Below are 17,580 nucleotides of genomic sequence, written 5' to 3' on the forward strand. Positions count from 1 at the left end.
GCCCCTCCCCCTCAGCGGAGGGGTTGGGGTGGGGCCGTGCCGCGACTCGGCCGGCGGAATCAGCGGAGGGCGGATGATCGGCCGCCTCGCACTTCCCCACCCCTAACCCCTCCCCTGAAGGGGAGGGGAACGTTGTGCCCATCACTCCGCCGGATGCGGACCCTCGCCCGAATAGACGATCCGCGGCGGGGCGCCGGGGAGGGTGGGGCCGGTCGGCGGACGGTTCTCGATCAGCGGGCCGAGATCGTCGCCGGGGCGATAAGTCAGCAGGTTGCGCCGCAGATACGGCCCGACGCGCGCCTCGACCCCGACCGCGAGGCTGAACAGCGCCGGCGTGATGAGCAGCGTCAGCACGGTCGACATCGTCAGACCGCCGATCACGGTGATTCCCATCGGCACGCGCGACGATCCGTCGCCGGTCAGCGCGAGCGCGGTCGGCATCATGCCCGCGACCATCGCGACCGTCGTCATCACGATCGGCTGCGCGCGCTTGTGCCCGGCGTCGATGATCGCGGTGACCTTGTCGACGCCCTTGTTCATCTCCTCGAGCGCGAAGTCGATCAGCAGGATCGAGTTCTTGGCGACGATGCCGAGCAGCATGATCAGGCCGATATAGACCGGCATCGAGATCGGCGTGCCCGTGACCGCCAGCCCGATCAACCCGCCGAGCGGCGCGACCGCAAGCGAGATTACGTTGACGAACGGCGGCAGCAAACGGCGGTAGAGCAGCACGAGCACCGCAAAGAGCAGGAAGACGCCCGCGACCAATGCGATGATGAAGTTCTGGATCAGCTCGACCTGCCATTTCGATTCGCCAAGCGTGAGTTCCTTCACGCCGAGCGGCAGGTTCTTCATGATCGGCAGCGCGTGGATCTCCTTTTGCGCGGTGCCGCTGACGACGCCGGGCGAAAGATCGGCACCGACCGTCAGCTGGCGCTGCTGCGCGACGCGTTCGATCTTGGTCGGCCCCGCGCCGAAGCCGATATCGGCGACGACGTTGAGCGGGACCGAACCGCCGCTCGCGGTGGCGACCGGCAGGTTCTGGATCGTCGACAGGCGCTGGCGCGAATCCTGGTCGAGCGCGACGCGGATCGGGATCTGGCGGTCCGACAGCGAGAATTTCGCGCTGTTCTGGTCGATGTCGCCGAGCGTCGCGAGCCGGATCGCGTTCGACAACGCCGCCGTCGTCACGCCCATCGTCGCCGCCAGGTCCATGCGCGGCGTGATGACGAGTTCGGGACGCTTGAGATCGCCCGAGATGCGCGGCGCGACGAGATCGGGCAGCGTCGACATCGCCTCGACGATCTTCGCGCCGGTCTCGGCGAGCAATTTGGGATCGTCGCCGCCGAGCGTGACGGTCAGCGCACGGCCACCGCCGCCCCAGCCGCTCGACGAGCGGAACGAGACGCGCGCATCGGGAATCGTCTGGAGCTCGGGCGCGAGCGCGCGCTCGAACTCATAGCTCTTCATCGTGCGCTCGGCCTTGGGCTTGAAGATCGCGGTGACGCGACCGTTGCCGACAAAGGCGCGCGAATAAACCGATTCGACGCTCGGCTGCTTTTGCAGGAAGTCGGCGACGCGGCGCACCACGGCCTGCGTTTCGGCAAGCGTCGTGCCCGGCACCATGTCGATCTGCGCAACGCTCGAATCCGAATCGCGCAGCGGCTGGAAGGTCGAGGGAATGCTCATGAACAGCAGGATCGTCGCGGCAAACGCCGTCGCCCCGCCGACCACCGCCGACCAGCGATGGAGCAGCGTCCATTTCAGGATCGCCATGTAGCGATCCATCAGCCAGCCTTCGCCGTGCGACGCCTGGCCGTGCGCCTTGAGGAAATAGGCGGCGAGCATCGGGGTGATGAGACGTGCGACGGCCAAGCTCATCAGCACCGAGGCGACCACCGTCAGGCCGAAGTTCATGAAGAACTGGCCCGAGATGCCCGGCATCAGCCCAACGGGCAGGAACACCGCGACGATTGCCATCGTCGTCGCGAGCACGGCGAGGCCGATCTCGTCGGCCGCGTCGATCGACGCTTGATAGGCGGATTTGCCCATCCGCATGTGCCGCACGATATTCTCGATCTCGACGATCGCATCGTCGACCAGCACGCCCGCGACGAGGCTCAGCGCCATCAGCGTCATGTTGTTGAGCGTGAAGCCGAGCAGCTCCATCACCCAGAAGGTCGGGATCGCCGAGAGCGGGATCGCGAGCGCCGAGATGATCGTCGAGCGCCAGTCGCGCAGGAAGATGAAGACGATCACGACGGCGAGGAACGCGCCCTCGACCATCGCCTCCATCGCGGCGTCATATTGCGCCTTGGTGTATTTCACGCTGTCCGAGATGCGCTTGAAATGCACCTTGGGGTTTCGCGCCTCGAGCGCGGCGAGCTTCTTCTCGGCCTCGTGGAAGACGGTGACGTCGGAATAGCCCTTGGCGCGCTGGAAATCGAAGCTCAGCACCTGGCGGCCGTTGAGCTCGGACGCCGAGCGCTGTTCGGCATAGAGATCCTCGACGCGGCCGAGATCGGCGACCTTGATCGTGCGGCCGGTACCGGTGGCGATCTGCACTTGGCCGAGCGCATAGGCGGTCTGCGCGTTGCCGAGCACGCGAACCGATTGCTCCGAACCGGCAAGCTGCGCGCGGCCACCCGCGGCGTTGAGGTTGACCTGGCGCAGCTGCTGGTTGACCGCGCTCGCGGTCAGGCCCTGCGCCGACAGCTTGAGCGGATCGAGGATCACGCGGATCTCGCGATCGACGCCGCCGTTGCGGCTGACCGTGGCGAGGCCGGGGACCGACAGCAATTCCTTGGCGACGTCATTGTCGATGTACCAGCTGAGCTGCTCGACCGTCATGTCGGTGGTGATCGCGGCGTAGCTCGCCAGATCCTGGCCCGTCGTGTTGGCGCGCATGATCTGCGGCTCGAGGATGCCGTCGGGCAGGTTGCTGCGGATCTGCGAAATGGCCGAGCGCACGTCCTCGACCGCACGGTCGATCGGCGTGCCGATGTTGAGCTGGACGATCGTCTGCGAGCTGCCCTCGGTCACGGTCGAATCGATCTCGTCGATTCCCTGGAGCGAGCGGACGGCGGCTTCGACGCGTTGCGTGACTTGCGTTTCGAGCTCGGTCGGCGCGGCGCCCGGCTGCGATATTTCGACGATGACGACCGGAAAATCGATATCGGGCTGGTTGTTGACGTCGAGCCGCATGAAGCTGACGATCCCGGCGATCGTCAGCATGAAGAACAAGACGATCGACGGGACCGGGTTGCGGATCGACCAGGCCGAGATATTCCGGAAGTTCATCGACTACCTCTTATTCGCTGCGTCCGCCGTCACCAGCGTCGGTTTTACCTTCTGCCCGGCGTTGAGGAACGCACCGGCCGACTGCACCACCTTCTCGGTGCCGTTCAAGCCGTCGCTGATCGCCACACCGCTGTCGGACACTTCACCGACCTTGATCGAGCGCCGGACGAGCTTGTCGTCCGCGCCGACGATATACACGTAATTTCCCTTGTCGTCGCTCTGGATCGCGGCGTTGGGAAGTTCGGGAACATTGGTCGTCCCCGCGACGATCGCCGCCGAGGCGAAGCCGCCCGGACGCAGCGCCGGATCATAGCTGAGCGCGATGCGTGCAACGCCCTGGCGAGTCGTCGGATCGATCACCGGGGAGACTTGCCACACTTGGCCGGAGAACACCGTGCTCCCGCCGACCGGGGTGACGCGCGCCTGCGATCCGACGTGGAGCCCGCGCAGATCGTTCTCGCTGACTTGCGCGCGCAGTTCGAGCTGGCCGCCCTCGGCCATGCGGAACAGCACGCCCGAGCCTGCGCTGACCACCTGGCCCGCCTCGACGCTGCGTGTCAGCACGAGGCCGCGCGCGGGCGCGCGGACGTCGAGCCGGCCGTTGCTCGCTTGCTGCTGCGCGAGCTGCGCCTGCGCAACCTTGACGCGCGCAAACGCGGCGTCGCGCGTCGCGGTCTTAGTCTCGATGTCGGCGCGCGAAATGAACCCGCGCGAGACGAGCTGTTTCGCGCGGTCGAGTTCGGACTGCGCGAGCGTCGCATCGGCCTGCGACACCTTGATCTGCGCGGACAGCGAGGCGGCGGTCTGCGTCTGGACCGAGCGATCGACCTGCGCGAGCACTTGCCCCTTTTCGACCCACTGGCCGGGTTCGACCAGCACGCGCGTGACGATGCCGCCTTCGCCCGAAACGCCGATCGGCATTTCCCGCCGCGCCGCGAGCGAGCCCGTCGCAGTGATCGTCCGCGCGACGCTGGAACGACCGGGCACGACGACCGAGACGAGCGGCAGCTGTTCGGTCGTCTTCGCCGGCGGCGTTTTATGGCCAAAGAACGAATAGGCGAAGATCGCGATCGCAACCACGGCGACGACGATGCCCGCGATCAGACCCCAACGCCGCCCGCGCGGCGCACCCTCGCCGGGCAGCGCGATAACGTCTTCGGTACCGATCGTCCGCGTCTCATACTGCATCTGCGTCACATCCCCGACCTTTTGGCCCGCCCCGTGGGCTTCGGCCCGGACCACCGACCCTTGCCGGCACGCCTCTTCGCCACTGTATTATCGAAATATATCACCGACCTCAAGAGGGCCGCTCCGTTCGCATGCGCAATGGCGCGATTCGCCCGGGTTCGCAACCATTTCGCAACAGGATCACCTGTCATCGTGGCAACTTCGTTTCGCAGCGCGGCATTGTCATGATACGAATGTGGGGCGGCGCGATGTGCCGCGTGCCGTTACGGAATGGCACGCTCCGCAAAAAGGCTTGGGTCGTTCATCGCTCGTTGCCGCAAAAGCTGGCAAGGCTTGGGGAACGGGCCGACCGGCCCCGAACACCGGGAGTATGATATGCGTTCGACCTTCCTTCTTCTTGCTCCTGCCCTGCTCGTCGCCGCCGGGACTGCCGGCACCGCGTCGGCGCAGACCGCGACCGTGCCGACCGTGCTCGCCGACGGCACGCTGCTCGACATTTCGGCCGAGGGTCGCACGACGCGCGTGCCCGATATCGCGACGATCCGCGCGGGCGTAATGACGCAGGGGCAGACCGCCGCAGCGGCGCTCGCCGAGAATGCCAGCCGCATGGCGCGCGTGCTCTCCGCGCTCAAACAGGCGGGCGTGGCGCCGCGCGACATCCGCACCGCCAACGTCTCGCTCAGCCCGCAATATCGCTATGCCGACGGCCAGGCGCCCGTCGTGACGGGGTATCAAGCATCGAACAGCGTCGCGATCCGTTTCCGTGATGTCGCGAAGTCGGGCACGATCCTCGACACGCTGGTCGCCCAGGGCGCCAACCAGATCGACGGCCCGAGCCTGTCGCTCGACCAGCCCGACGCCGCGCTCGACGAAGCGCGCATCTCGGCGGTCAAGATCGCGACGGCGCGCGCGCAGCTCTACGCCAAGGCAGCGGGGATGAGCGTCGTGCGGATCGTGTCGATCACCGAAGGCGGCGCCAACGATGGCGCCTCACCGCCGCCGATGGTGTTCATGTCGCGCGCCAAGGCGGCGGATTCGACCGCGATCAGCGCCGGCGAGACCGCCGTATCGGTCACGCTCGCGGTGCGCTTCCTGCTAAAATAAACCAAAAGGGCCGCCGGGATTGCTCCCGACGGCCCTTTCTCACAGTCTGTCGCTAGGGTTAGCGGACAGTACCGCGACGGATCAGATTGACGATCGCGAGCAGGATGATCGCGCCGATCAACGAATACAGGAAGGTCGTGATGGTAACGACCTGGTTGATTCCGGCACCGAACAGGAACGATGCAATCACCGAACCAATGATGCCGACAACGATATTCAGGATGACGCCCTGCTGACCATCGGTCCGCATCACCATGCTGGCAAGCCAACCACAGACGCCACCGACTACAAGCCAAACAATGAGACCGATCATCTTACCCTCCATTTGCCCGGGTGCATCCGGGATACGGGGGTAAGACTCACGACCCGCGAATTTTGTTCCGGGCCCGGTTCGAGCCGGATGCGATCACCTCAATATTTTTGCTGGCGCTCGTACAGCGACTTGTAATGCTGGATCCGCGTGACGCGCAAACCGGGCATGCCCGAGCGATCGATCGCGCGCTGCCAGCCGGCGAATTCCTCGACCGTCAGGCCATAGCGTTCGCACACTTCGTCGACGGTGAGCAGACCGCCATTGACCGCTGCGACGACCTCGGCCTTGCGGCGCACGACCCAGCGCGTCGTCTCCGGCGGCGGAAGCGATTCGAGCGTCAGTGGCTCTCCGAGCGGTCCGATCACCTTGGCTGGGCGGATCTTCTGGTTTTCGATCATCGTTGAAACCTCGTGTGGGGCGGGGGACCCCGTCATCTCAGTAACGGCTTGTAGCCGGCGGACTTGAACGCCGGCTAAAGCGGCTCGGTAAACAACATCTTCATTCTCGTGCCCCGCAGAGGGGGGTTGCGATCAGCCGTGCAACGGCCAGGTTGAAGCAGCCGTGCGCGGGGGCAAACCAATCGGGCATGCTGTGCACGGGCGGAAGTTGCGCCTGCATCATCGCCGTCGGGCTTGCCGCCTGGCGCGCCGCGACCCCGACCATCAGCACGGCCAGGTCGGGCGGGAGCGCCACGACGGTGGCGTCGGCTTCAAATCGGGTAAAGTTCAGGTCCACGCGGCACATCCGATTGCGGTTCGAAGGGATGCTGTACGGGCAAGGTCCTAAAGGGCAGGTAAAGCTGCCGAAGATCTTTTCGATACTTTTGCATCGCGGCGGGCGAACGCCTATCTGGCGGGGCATGGATACAGGTGAATTTCAGCTGGGCGCCGATCTGGCGGGCAAGCGTATCGTCGTCGCGATGTCGGGCGGGGTCGACAGTTCGGTCGTGGCAGCGCTCGCGGCGCGGACCGGGGCCGAGACGATCGGCATCACGCTCCAGCTCTACGATCACGGCGAAGCCGTCGGGCGCGCGGGCTCGTGCTGCGCCGGGCGCGACATTCGCGATGCGCGGAGCGTGTGCGACCGACTCGGCATCGCGCATTATGTCTTCGACCACGAATCGCGCTTCCGCGACCAAGTGATCGACCGCTTCGCCGACGATTACCTCGCCGGACGCACGCCGATCCCGTGCATCCAGTGCAATATGGGGCCGAAATTCACCGACCTGCTCGCCGCCGCGCGCGATCTCGGCGCGGATTGCCTCGCGACCGGGCATTATGTTCGCCGAGTCGAAGGGGCGGGGGGTGCCGAACTCCACCGCGCCGCCGATCCGGCGCGCGACCAGAGCTATTTCCTGTTCGCGACGACGCAAGCACAGCTCGATTACCTGCGCTTCCCATTGGGGGCGATGCCCAAGCCGCGCGTGCGCGAACTGGCGGCCGAGCTTGGCCTCGGCGTCGCGGGAAAGCCCGACAGCCAGGACATCTGCTTCGTCCCCGACGGCGATTACGCCTCGCTCGTTAAGAAACTGCGCCCCGATGCCGATACCAGCGGCGAGATCGTCGATGAGACCGGCCGCGTGCTCGGCAAGCATCGCGGGCTGATCCACTTCACCGTCGGCCAGCGCCGCGGGCTCGAGATCGGCGGGACGCCCGAACCGCTCTACGTCATCCGACTCGATGCGGCGGCAAAGCGCGTCGTGGTCGGGCCCAAGGCCGCGCTCGGCGTGCGCGCGGCGCGGCTGAGCGGGGTCAACTGGCTGGCGGGTGCGTATCGTGGGCCGATGACCGCGAAGGTGCGCTCGCTCGCCAAGCCGGTGGCGGCGCATTTCGACGGCGAGCGCGTGGTGTTCGACGCGCCCGAATACGGCGTCGCGCCGGGGCAGGCGACGGTGCTTTACGCCGGCGACCGGGTGCTGGGCGGCGGTTGGATCGAGGAAACCGAGAGCGCGCTGGTCGCGGCGTGAACGGGTTTGCTGCGTCGGGACGCGGGCCGATAGTGAAGCGCGGGCCTAGGGCGGCGTCAGCGCCGCCGACGTCGCCTGTTGGTGGGAAGCGGCGCTAACGTATAACCGTCGCCCCGGCGAAGGCCGGGGCCTCCCCCCTGGTGTCTCGCCGCCGGTCAGGCCATCCAGAGGCCCCGGCCTCTGCCGGGGCGACGGACGAGACAATGTCTAAATTTGATAGGGAGCCGGCGGGCGGTTATTGTTCCCAATTACAATCGTCAGCCGCTAAGTCGAGAAACAGTTGCGCACGCGTTGCAAGCAACGGTGCCAGTTCATGCTCGTGCGCAGCGTTTCGGAGCTGGAAGCCTTCCGCAGGCTTCGCGCCAACCCAACGCGCGGCGGCCTGCCGCCAACGCTCACCAATGTCGCGAAGCGCCGAGCGCGGGTTCGAGTCTTCTGAACAAGTTATGTAATCGGATGGAAAGTCGCCGGAAACGGCCCACCAGCCAACGGCTCCGGGGTGCTTGATGCTCTCAACAGCCCAGACGGACACGACCGGTGTGACGTGCCACGCTGGCCAATCCCCCACGGTCGGCGTGATGAAACCTTCGTCGGACAAGTAGGCAATCACCTGCTCACGCTGCTTGGCGCACCACTGCTCATCCGCGTCTTCGTGTGGATCGTCGATCATGCGAGCACGCTATCTTGCAAGCCGAACCTCAGCAACTTGGTTACGTCCGCAATTGGTCGCCATGAAACACACGGAAGCGGCGCCAAATCGCCGGCTCATATCGCGGAAGGTCAAGGCCCCACCGCCACCCCATCAGCATTTCGTATCCCCCGCCTCGCAGCGCGCCTCGCGCGCGCCCCACGCCCGATCGGCGTAGCGGTCGGCGAGTTAGGCGTGCGCCACGCGCGCGGTGAGGTCGCTCGCCCTGGCGCTGGCGGCGCGTTCGGCGATCTCGCGCTTGAGCGAATATTCGATGTCGTAGCGCGGTATCACCGCAGGCCCTCGGCTCTGCAAGCGGGGGCTTTATCAGCTGCTGTCACCATCGCGCTCGCGGCAGGATCGGTGATCATGCCCCGCTAGAGCACGGATCGCCGCGTCAACCGAGGAAGAACGTCCCCTCCATCACGGTCACGCACGATCCCCCGAGCACGACCCGCTCGCCATCGAGCCGACACGTCAGATGCCCACCCCGCGCGCTCGCCTGGTAGGCGGTGAAGCGGTCGCGGCCGAGGCGGGCCGTCCAATAGGGCGTCATCACCGCATGCGCCGAGCCCGTCACCGGATCCTCGTCGATCCCCGCGCCCGGCGCGAACACCCGGCTGATCACGTCGGTGTCGTCGCCGGGCGCGGTGACGATCGTCAGCACGTCGACCTCGGCATCCGCACCCGCCTGCGGGTCATCGCCCGAAGGACGGCCGAGCCGCCGGAAATCGGGATCGAGCGCGCGGATCTGGTCGGCATGCTCGAGCACGATCAGCGCATAGCGATGCGGATGCCACAGCGTCTCGACCGCCGAGTCGAGCCCGAGCGCTGCAACGATATGCGGCAGCGGCTTGGGAGACGGGGCCCAGGCGGGCAGCGCGAGTTCGTAACTGTCGCCGGCGCGCGTCACGGTCAGGATGCCGGCCTTGCGCGTACGGAAGGTCACTGCGTCGCGCTCGGGATCGCTCGACAGCACGAAGTGGCCGCTGGCGAGCGTGGCGTGGCCGCACAGCACGACCTCGTTGGTCGGCGTGAACCAGCGCAGTTCGAAATTGGCCTCGCCGCTCGCATCGGGCAGGATGAAGGCGGTTTCGCTGAGATTGTTCTCGGCGGCGATCGCCTGCAGCACCGCGTCGTCAAGCCACGCGGCGAGCGGCATCACCGCCGCTGGATTGCCCGTGAAGGCTTCGCTTGCAAAGGCGTCGATTTGAACGATCGGCAGTCTCATGCGCGTTTCCCGAACCAGTGAGGGGTGACGTCGGCTTCGACCAAGGGATTGTCGGTGTCGACATGGCCCTCGGGGTCGAGATGGATCAGCAGTTCGACCTTGGGGAACGCCTTGCGCAACGCGCGCTCGACGCCTTCGACCACGACATGCGCATCCGCCACGGTGATGTCGCGCGCGACCTCCATGTGGAACTGCGCGAAATCGTGCGCGCCCGAATGGCGCGTGCGGAAATCGTGGATGCCCTTGATGCCCGGCTGGCGCGCGGCGACCTCGATGAAGTCGCGGCGCATGTCCTCGGGCCATTCCTTGTCCATCAACTGGTCGATCGCGCTCGACGAGGCGCGGAACGCCCCGAACGCAAGCCACAGCGCGATGATGATGCCGAAGATCGGATCGGCCTGATGCCAGCCGAGATATTGGTCGAGCACCAGCGCGACGATCACCGAACCGTTGAGCAGCACGTCGGACTGGTAATGGACATTGTCGGCGACGATCGCGACCGAGCCGGTGCGGCGGATCACGCTGCGCTGATAGGCGAGCAGCACCATCGTCGCGACGATCGCGATCACCGACACGCCGATGCCGAACTCCGCGCCCTGCGTTGCCTCGTTACTGCCGAGCGCCATCACCGCACGCCAGGCGATGCCCGCGGCCGAAGCGGTTATGAGCATGACCTGGAACAGCGCGGCAAGCGCCTCGGCCTTGCCGTGCCCGAAGCGGTGGTCGTGATCGGCCGGCTGCGCGGCGAGGCGCACGCCGTACAGCGTGACCAGGCTGGCGAGCAGGTCGAGCCCCGAATCGGCGAGGCTGCCGAGCATCGCGACCGATCCGGTCGACCAGGCGGCATAGGTTTTCAGCGCGATCAGCCCGCACGCCATCGCTACGCTCGCGAGCGCGGCACGGACGGTATGCGGGATGGCGCGGCGCTGGTCCTCGGTCACGGGTAGAGCAATCCTTCGGTCCAGCCGTCCGCGGTGCGGGTGAAGACGCGGCGCTCGTGCAGCCGATGCGCGCGGTCCTGCCAGAATTCGATCACGGCGGGGGTGACGCGATAGCCGCCCCAGAAGGGCGGGCGCGGGACGTCCTGGCCGTCGAACTTCGCCTGCATCTCGGCGAAACGCGCCTCGAAGGTCGCGCGATCGTCGAGCGGGCGCGACTGGTCCGAAGCCCAGGCACCGAGCTGCGAATCACGACCGCGGCTGGCGAAATAGGCGTCCGATTCGGCGTCGGTCGCGCGGGCCACGCTGCCCTCGATGCGGATCTGGCGGCGCTGTGATTTCCAGTGGAACAGCAACGCGACATGGGCATTGGCGGCGAGCTCGCCCGCCTTGCGGCTGCCGCGATTGGTGTAGAACACGAAGCCGTCGGGGCCGTGGCCCTTGAGCAGCACCATCCGCGACGACGGGCGTCCGTCTGCGTCGGCGGTGGCGAGCGCCATCGCGTTGGAATCGTTGATCTCGCTTACGCGCGCCTCGGCGTACCACGTGTCGAACAGCTGGAAGGGGTCATCGGCCATGGCACGCCTTTACGATTCCGCAGGCGTGCTGTCGAGAAACGGAACGACTCCCGCGTTGAAGGATTGTTGCGCTATCGAATCGGCTTCGAAACGAAGGATTTCACCGCATGGCCGCACGCGCATATTGGCAGGGGCAGATCCGGCTCGCCTTGGTCTCGATCCCGGTCGAGATCTACTCGGCGACCAAATCGGGTGCGGCGGTGAGCTTCAAGCAGATTCACGAACCGACCGGCAAGCCGATCCATTACGAAAAGGTCGTCACCGGCGTCGGCCCGGTCGATGTCGACGAGATCATGAAGGGCTTCGAGTTCGAGAAAGGCGAATATGTCCTGCTCGAACAGGGCGAGATCGATGCGGTGAAGCTCGAATCGAAGAAGACGCTCGAGCTGACGCAGTTCGTCGATGCGAGCGAGATCGACGTGCTCTATTACGAGAAGCCCTATTTCGTCGTTCCGGCGGATGATCTCGCCGAAGAGGCGTTCATCGTGCTGCGCGAGGCGCTCCGGCGGACCAAGAAGGTCGGGCTCGGGCAGCTGGCGATGCGCGGGCGCGAATATGTCGTGAGCCTCAAGCCGTGCGGGCGCGGGATGGTGCTCGAGACGCTGCGCTATGCCGACGAGGTCAACACGGCACAGGGCTATTTCCGCGACATTGCCGATACGACGCCCGATGCCGACCTGTTGGATCTTGCCGAAGCGTTGATCGAGAAGAAGTCGGGCGCGTTCCACCCGCAGGATTTCCACGATCGCTATGTCGATGCGCTGAAGGATCTGGTCGAGCGCAAGCGCAAGGCCAAGGGCGGCAAGATCATCGAGGATAAGGACGACGGCAAGCCGGTGAAGGGGTCGAACGTGGTCGATCTGATGGCCGCGCTGCGCAAGTCGATGGGAAGCGCGGCGCCGGCCAAGACGGCGGAAAAGCCCGCGGCGGCGAAGAAGGCGCCGGCCAAGAAGGCGCCCGTGAAAAGCACGCCCGCCAAGAGCGCGGCGGCGAAGAAGCGTGCTTGAGCTTCTTCTCCCCCCCTCCCGCTGGCGGGAGGGGTCGGGGGTGGGCGCGCGCTTTCAGCGTGAGCATCCGTCGATCGCGCGCGCCCACCCCCAGCCCAGTTCGGGGTCGGATGTGCCCCCGGCACATCCTCGACAGCGCGGGGCGCTGTCGACCTCGAACTCGCAAGCGGGAGGGGAGGGATGAGCATCGACCCGCTCGCCAAATACAATGCCAAGCGCGATTTCGCGAAGACCGCCGAGCCCGCCGGCACGCTCGACCCCGGCCACGGCAACCGCTTCATCGTCCAGAAGCACGACGCGTCGCGGCTCCATTGGGACTTCCGCCTCGAGGTCGACGGCGTGCTCAAGAGCTGGGCGGTCACGCGCGGCCCGAGCATCGACCCCGACCAGAAACGCCTCGCCGTCCGCACCGAGGACCATCCGCTGTCCTATGCCGATTTCGAGGGCACGATCCCGCAGGGCGAATATGGCGGCGGCACGGTGATGCTGTGGGACAGCGGCACTTGGGCGCCGATCGCAGGCAAAAGCGCGAAGGATCTCGAGCAGGGCCACCTCCACTTCGTGCTCGAGGGCGAGCGGATGAAGGGCGAGTGGATGCTGATCCGGCTCAAGCCGCGCGGCAAGGAGAAGGGCGAGAACTGGCTGCTGCGCAAGGTCGGCGATGCCGAGGCGGGCGGGACCGATACGCTGGTCGAGACCGGGCTGACGAGTGTGACGACCGGCCGCACGATGGCGGAGATCGCCGAGGGCAAGAAACCGTCGAAACAGTCCACCCCGTCATCCCCGCGAACGCGGGGGTCGCGCTCGTCTTCAACCGCAGGCCAGAAGCGGGATCCCCGCGTTTGCGGGGATGACGGAAAGATGCCGGTGTTTCAGGAACCGCAGCTTTGCACGCTGGTCGATGCGGTACCGTCGGGAAACCAGTGGCTCCACGAGGTGAAATATGACGGCTACCGCGCGCTGATCGCGGTCGCGAAGGGCAAGGCCAAGGTCTTCACCCGCTCGGGCCTCGACTGGACCGACAAATTCCAGGCGATCGCCGACGCGGTCGCCAATCTCCCCGCCAAGACCGCGCTGCTCGACGGCGAGATCGTCGCGTTCAAGGACGGCAAGCCCGATTTCTCGACGCTCAAGACCGCCATTTCGAGCGGCGGCGAGATGACCTTCTTCGCCTTCGACCTGCTCCAGCTCGACGGCGAGGACCTGACCGGCCTCGCCAACACCGCGCGAAAGGAACGGCTCGAGCCGCTGATCGACGGCGAGGACCTGCGCGTCCAATATTCGCAGCATATCATCGGGCAGGGCGAGCAACTGTTCGAGACGATGTGCCGCGAAGGCTATGAAGGCGTCGTGTCGAAGCGCGCCGATGCGCCGTATCGCGGCAAGCGGACGCAGGCGTGGCTCAAGATCAAGTGCACGCAGCGCCAGGAATTCGTCATCGTCGGCTGGACGACGAGCGCGAAATCGCGCGGGTTTGCTTCGCTGCTGCTCGGCCTCAACGGGCCCGACGGGCTGATCTATGCCGGCAAGGTCGGGACCGGGTTCAGCACCGACCTGATGATGGAACTGCGCGAACGGCTCGAAAAGATCGAGCGCAAGACACCGACGGTGAAGGCTCCCCCAGCGGCGGTTCGCGGGGCGCATTGGGTCAAACCGCAGCTCGTCGCCGAAGTCGCCTATGCCGAGACCACGCCCGACGGCGTGCTGCGCCATTCGAGCTTCCTGGGTTTGCGCGAGGACAAGGCGGCGAGCGAGGTCGTCGCCGAGACGCCGGTGGCGGTCGACGCGCCCGAAAGCCACATCCCCGAAAGCCACATCCCCGAAAGCCACATCCCCGAAACCCACATCAAGATCAGCAATCGCGACCGCGTGATCTTTCCCGAATCGAACGTCACCAAGGGCGAGCTCGCCGATTATTACGCACAGGTCTCCAGCATCATGCTGCCCTTCGCCGGCAGCCGCCCGATCAGCCTGGTGCGCTGCCCGCAAGGCCGCGCAAAGGCCTGCTTCTTCCAGAAGCACGACGCGGGCAGCTTTAAGGGCGATCACGTCCACAAGGTCGCGATCCCGGAGAAGGACGGGTCGAGCGAGGACTATCTCTATGTCGACGATGCCGACGGTCTGGTCGCTTGCGTCCAGATGGGAACGATCGAATTTCACGGCTGGGGCTCGTCGGTCGGCAGCCTCGAACAGCCCGATCGGATGGTGTTCGATCTCGACCCCGACGAAGAGCTCGGCTTCGATGTCGTCAAAAAGGCCGCGGCGGACCTCAAGGAACATCTCGCCGAACTCGGCCTCGTCAGCTTCGCGATGCTGTCGGGCGGGAAGGGCGTCCACGTAGTCGTGCCGCTCACGCCGCAAGCCGAATGGCCCGCGGTCAAGGATTTCGCCGAACGCTTCGCCCGCGCGCTCGGCGCGGCCGAGCCCGATCGCTTCCTCGCGACGATGTCGAAGGCCAAGCGCAAGGGGCGGATCTTCATCGACTGGCTGCGCAACCAGCGCGGCGCGACCGCGGTACTGCCTTATGTCGCGCGCGCCCGCGCCGGCGCGCCCGTCGCGGCACCCGTGTCGTGGACCGAGCTGCGCGATATCGACGCCGCGAGCCGCTGGGGCGTGCGCGATGCCGCCGCATTGATCATGCGCGCCCAATCGCGCGATCTCGCGGGATGGGGCGTTGCGGACCAAGTTCTGCCCGATCTGTAATCGTAATCGATCTTAGCCTGTTGCACCTGCGAAGCGATTGTGGCCTTGTCGGCCGCGTTCTTTGGGGGATTAGAGAAATTTCGATGGCCACGGCCTCCGCGCCTTCGTTGCTCGACCCCGCCACGCATGCCGCGCGCTGGATCGCCGACTATCGCGCCCGCGCGATCCAGGGCGACGTGCTCGGCACCGATCCCGATCCGGCGTGGAGCGCGATGTTCGAGGAACTCGCCGCGGTGGCGGGCGACGATCTCGGCCAGGCGCGCGAGCGCGTCCAGCGCCATGCCGAGGATATCGGCACGGGCTTTCGCATCATCGGCGAAAGCGAGGAGCGCCCGTGGCCGCTCTCGCCCGTCCCGCTGCTGATCGACGCCGAGGAATGGCGCACGATCGAGCGCGGCATCGTCCAGCGCGCCGACCTGCTCGAGAGCGTGATCGAGGATCTCTACGGCGATGCAAGCCTCGTCACGCGCGGGCTGATCCCGGCGGCGTTGGTCGGCGGATCGCCGTTCTTCCTGCGCCCGATGGCGGGGCTGGTGCCGCCGGGCGGGCACCACCTCCATTTCATCGCGGTCGATCTCGGGCGCGGGCCGACCGGCGAATGGCGCGTGCTTGCCGATCACCTGCGTGCGCCTGCCGGCGCTGGCTACGCGTTGGAAAATCGTCTGGCGATCGCGCGAACCTTGGGCGGGCTGCAATCGCGGCTCAACGTTCAGCGCCACGCGCCGTTCTTCGCGGCGTTCCGCGATGGCCTTGCCGCCGCCTGCCGCCGTGTCGAGCCGCGGATCGGGCTGCTCACCCCCGGCCGCTATAGCGCAAGCTATGCCGAGCAAGCGCATCTCGCGCGCTATCTCGGCTTTCTGCTGGTCGAAGGCGCCGATCTCGCCGCGCTCGAGGACAAGCTCTACATCCGCACGATCGACGGGATGAAGCGTGTCGATGCGCTGTGGCACCGCATCGATCCGCGGCTGCTCGATCCTTTGGCGTTCGATTCGCACTCGCATATCGGTGTTGCCGGGCTGATCGACGCGGCGGCGGCGGGCAATGTCGTGATCGCCAATGCGCCGGGCGCGGGCGCGCTCGAATCGGCGGCGTTCGGGGCGTTCCTGCCCGCGCTCGCGACGCGGCTGCTCGGCGCCGATCTGATCCTGCCCAATATCGCGACCTGGTGGTGCGGGCAGGACCGCGCGCGCAGCGAGGTGATGGACGATTTCGACCGGATGCTGATCGGCCCCGCCTTCGGGGTCGCGCCGCTCGGGCTGCCCGGTGGCATCGCGCTGCACGGCGCCGATATCACGGGCGCCGCGCGCGACGCCTTGCTCGACGATATGGCGCGCCGCCCGCAGGATTATGTCGGGCAGGAAGTCGTCCGGCTCTCGACGATGCCGGTGGTGACCGACGCCGGGCTCGCGGCGCGCCCTTTCACGCTACGCGTCTTCGCGGCGCGCGGGGCGGACGGCGGCTGGGTCGTGCTGCCGGGCGGGTTCGCACGGATCGCCGAACATCCCGATCCGCGCGCCGCGGTGATGGGCGAGGGGTGCTGGTCGGCCGATGTCGCGATCCACGGCGCCGAGACGGTCGCGCCCGTCTCGCTGCTGCCGCCCGCCGACACGATCCATGTCCGTCGCAATCCCGGGACCTTGCCGAGCCGCGTCGCCGACAATTTCTTCTGGCTCGGTCGCTATCTCGAGCGCGGCGAGGCCTTGCTCGGCATTGTCCGCGTGATGCTCGGCAATTCGATCGATGCCGATGCCGGTGCCGCGCTGTCGGCGGAGACCGTCGGGCGGCTCGTCGGGCTGGTGGTGAGTGGCGGTGGTGCGCCGCATCCCGCGACGCTGCGCCGGAGCGATCTCGCGGCGTTTGCGCGCACCGCGATGGAGGATGCCGGCTGGCATAGCGTCCGGACGATCAACCGGCTCGCGCGCGGGATCGGGCAGGGCTCGCGCGATCGGCTCGCGGCCGACGTCGTCCGGCTGCTCGATGCGCCGTATCCAAACAAGGGCGGGATGCTTGATCGCGCGGGTTCGCTCCAGCGGCGCTATGCCGCGCTGTCGGGGCTTTCGGCCGAGCATATGGGGCGGACCGCGGCGTGGCGTTTCCACGATCTCGGCCGCCGGCTCGAACGCGCGCTGAGCGTCACGCGCGCGGTGCGCGCGTTCGGCATGGCGCAGGCGAGCATCGACGATCTCTCGACGCTGCTCGACCTCGCCGACAGCCAGATCAGCTATCGCCAGCGCTATCTGACGGGGATCGCGCGCGTGCCGGTGGTCGATCTTGTCGCGCTCGATCCGGGCAATCCACGCTCGCTCGCCTTCCAGATCTGCCGGATCTGCGAGCATCTCGCCGCCTTGCCCGTGCTCGAGGATGACGGGATGGAGGAGCCGCAGCAAGTCCAGGGCAGCGTGCTCACCGCGATCGTCTCGACCGCGACCGCGGCCGCGCTCGACGCCGACATTCTCGGCGATGTCGAGCGGCGGCTGTTCCAATTGTCCGAGGCGATCGCACGGCGCTATTTCCTCCAGGGCGCCGAGCCGCTGCGCGCGGCCGGGATGACACTGGCGTGACGC

Annotated in this window: 14 protein-coding genes; 5 read left to right on the forward strand and 9 right to left on the reverse strand. The window is 66.9% G+C overall.

Annotated features, from left to right (window positions below):
* Positions 1-141: 141 nt before the first annotated feature.
* Positions 142-3,300: an efflux RND transporter permease subunit gene (locus ACP7C5_RS14380; protein WP_133187307.1), complete on the reverse strand. Its 3,159-nt coding sequence runs from the start codon at positions 3,298-3,300 to the stop codon at positions 142-144.
* 3 nt (positions 3,301-3,303) lie between these two features.
* A complete protein-coding gene (locus tag ACP7C5_RS14385) occupies positions 3,304-4,488 on the reverse strand; it encodes an efflux RND transporter periplasmic adaptor subunit (protein ID WP_426264848.1) in 1,185 nt (394 codons plus the stop codon).
* A 375-nt stretch (positions 4,489-4,863) separates the two neighbouring features.
* Between ACP7C5_RS14385 and ACP7C5_RS14390 the strand changes: the two genes are divergently transcribed.
* Positions 4,864-5,592 (forward strand): SIMPL domain-containing protein, encoded by a 729-nt coding sequence (locus ACP7C5_RS14390; RefSeq protein WP_426264769.1) that lies wholly within the window; start codon positions 4,864-4,866, stop codon positions 5,590-5,592.
* Between the two features lie 58 nt (positions 5,593-5,650).
* Here ACP7C5_RS14390 and ACP7C5_RS14395 read toward each other — a convergent pair whose 3' ends face one another.
* The 3 genes from ACP7C5_RS14395 to ACP7C5_RS14405 all read right to left on the reverse strand — a co-directional run bounded on the left by ACP7C5_RS14395 (position 5,651) and on the right by ACP7C5_RS14405 (position 6,640).
* A complete protein-coding gene (locus tag ACP7C5_RS14395) occupies positions 5,651-5,902 on the reverse strand; it encodes a GlsB/YeaQ/YmgE family stress response membrane protein (protein ID WP_133191909.1) in 252 nt (83 codons plus the stop codon).
* Positions 5,903-6,003: 101 nt separating this feature from the next.
* Positions 6,004-6,303 carry a DUF1153 domain-containing protein gene (locus ACP7C5_RS14400; protein WP_010185929.1) on the reverse strand — a complete coding sequence of 100 codons (300 nt, stop codon included), beginning with the start codon at positions 6,301-6,303 and terminating at the stop codon, positions 6,004-6,006.
* Between the two features lie 100 nt (positions 6,304-6,403).
* Complete coding sequence (locus ACP7C5_RS14405) at positions 6,404-6,640, reverse strand: hypothetical protein (RefSeq protein ID WP_189676839.1); 237 nt, start codon at positions 6,638-6,640, stop codon at positions 6,404-6,406.
* A 124-nt stretch (positions 6,641-6,764) separates the two neighbouring features.
* On the opposite strand from ACP7C5_RS14405, the gene mnmA reads away from it, so the two are divergent.
* Positions 6,765-7,871: a tRNA 2-thiouridine(34) synthase MnmA gene (gene mnmA, locus ACP7C5_RS14410; protein WP_322159673.1), complete on the forward strand. Its 1,107-nt coding sequence runs from the start codon at positions 6,765-6,767 to the stop codon at positions 7,869-7,871.
* A 235-nt stretch (positions 7,872-8,106) separates the two neighbouring features.
* On the opposite strand, the gene ACP7C5_RS14415 is transcribed toward mnmA, so the two are convergent.
* The 4 genes from ACP7C5_RS14415 to pdxH form a co-directional block, all read right to left on the reverse strand.
* Positions 8,107-8,541, reverse strand: coding sequence for a DUF4826 family protein (locus tag ACP7C5_RS14415; protein WP_426264770.1), 435 nt, complete (start codon positions 8,539-8,541; stop codon positions 8,107-8,109).
* A 415-nt stretch (positions 8,542-8,956) separates the two neighbouring features.
* Complete coding sequence (locus ACP7C5_RS14420) at positions 8,957-9,790, reverse strand: PhzF family phenazine biosynthesis protein (RefSeq protein WP_426264771.1); 834 nt, start codon at positions 9,788-9,790, stop codon at positions 8,957-8,959.
* Positions 9,787-10,731 carry a cation diffusion facilitator family transporter gene (locus tag ACP7C5_RS14425; RefSeq protein ID WP_322159669.1) on the reverse strand — a complete coding sequence of 315 codons (945 nt, stop codon included), beginning with the start codon at positions 10,729-10,731 and terminating at the stop codon, positions 9,787-9,789. Before ACP7C5_RS14425 ends, ACP7C5_RS14420 begins: the two co-directional genes overlap by 4 nt.
* Entirely contained in the window at positions 10,728-11,306 is a 579-nt protein-coding gene (gene pdxH, locus ACP7C5_RS14430; protein ID WP_426264772.1) for a pyridoxamine 5'-phosphate oxidase, read from the reverse strand. The genes ACP7C5_RS14425 and pdxH overlap by 4 nt, the downstream gene beginning before the upstream one ends.
* A 107-nt stretch (positions 11,307-11,413) precedes the next feature.
* Here pdxH and ACP7C5_RS14435 point away from each other — a divergent pair, with 107 nt between their 5' ends.
* The 3 genes from ACP7C5_RS14435 (at position 11,414) to ACP7C5_RS14445 (ending at position 17,577) form a co-directional block, all read left to right on the forward strand.
* Positions 11,414-12,313 carry a Ku protein gene (locus ACP7C5_RS14435; RefSeq protein WP_426264773.1) on the forward strand — a complete coding sequence of 300 codons (900 nt, stop codon included), beginning with the start codon at positions 11,414-11,416 and terminating at the stop codon, positions 12,311-12,313.
* A gap of 180 nt (positions 12,314-12,493) precedes the next feature.
* Entirely contained in the window at positions 12,494-15,016 is a 2,523-nt protein-coding gene (gene ligD / locus ACP7C5_RS14440; protein ID WP_426264774.1) for a DNA ligase D, read from the forward strand.
* Positions 15,017-15,099: 83 nt separating this feature from the next.
* Complete coding sequence (locus ACP7C5_RS14445) at positions 15,100-17,577, forward strand: circularly permuted type 2 ATP-grasp protein (protein WP_426264775.1); 2,478 nt, start codon at positions 15,100-15,102, stop codon at positions 17,575-17,577.
* Positions 17,578-17,580 lie beyond the last annotated feature (3 nt).

This window comes from Sphingomonas sp. PWP1-2 (assembly GCF_049898305.1).
GTDB classification, from domain to species: Bacteria; Pseudomonadota; Alphaproteobacteria; order Sphingomonadales; family Sphingomonadaceae; genus Sphingomonas; species Sphingomonas glacialis.

Excerpts from the sequence above, each read along its gene's own strand:
- ligD (WP_426264774.1), top strand. The coding sequence starts at position 12,494 with ATGAGCATCGACCCGCTCGCCAAATACAATGCCAAGCGCGATTTCGCG.
- ACP7C5_RS14380 (WP_133187307.1), bottom strand. The coding sequence starts at position 3,300 with ATGAACTTCCGGAATATCTCGGCCTGGTCGATCCGCAACCCGGTCCCG.
- ACP7C5_RS14415 (WP_426264770.1), bottom strand. The coding sequence starts at position 8,541 with ATGATCGACGATCCACACGAAGACGCGGATGAGCAGTGGTGCGCCAAG.
- ACP7C5_RS14445 (WP_426264775.1), top strand. The coding sequence starts at position 15,100 with ATGGCCACGGCCTCCGCGCCTTCGTTGCTCGACCCCGCCACGCATGCC.
- mnmA (WP_322159673.1), top strand. The coding sequence starts at position 6,765 with ATGGATACAGGTGAATTTCAGCTGGGCGCCGATCTGGCGGGCAAGCGT.
- ACP7C5_RS14400 (WP_010185929.1), bottom strand. The coding sequence starts at position 6,303 with ATGATCGAAAACCAGAAGATCCGCCCAGCCAAGGTGATCGGACCGCTC.
- ACP7C5_RS14390 (WP_426264769.1), top strand. The coding sequence starts at position 4,864 with ATGCGTTCGACCTTCCTTCTTCTTGCTCCTGCCCTGCTCGTCGCCGCC.
- ACP7C5_RS14420 (WP_426264771.1), bottom strand. The coding sequence starts at position 9,790 with ATGAGACTGCCGATCGTTCAAATCGACGCCTTTGCAAGCGAAGCCTTC.
- ACP7C5_RS14435 (WP_426264773.1), top strand. The coding sequence starts at position 11,414 with ATGGCCGCACGCGCATATTGGCAGGGGCAGATCCGGCTCGCCTTGGTC.
- ACP7C5_RS14385 (WP_426264848.1), bottom strand. The coding sequence starts at position 4,488 with ATGCAGTATGAGACGCGGACGATCGGTACCGAAGACGTTATCGCGCTG.
- pdxH (WP_426264772.1), bottom strand. The coding sequence starts at position 11,306 with ATGGCCGATGACCCCTTCCAGCTGTTCGACACGTGGTACGCCGAGGCG.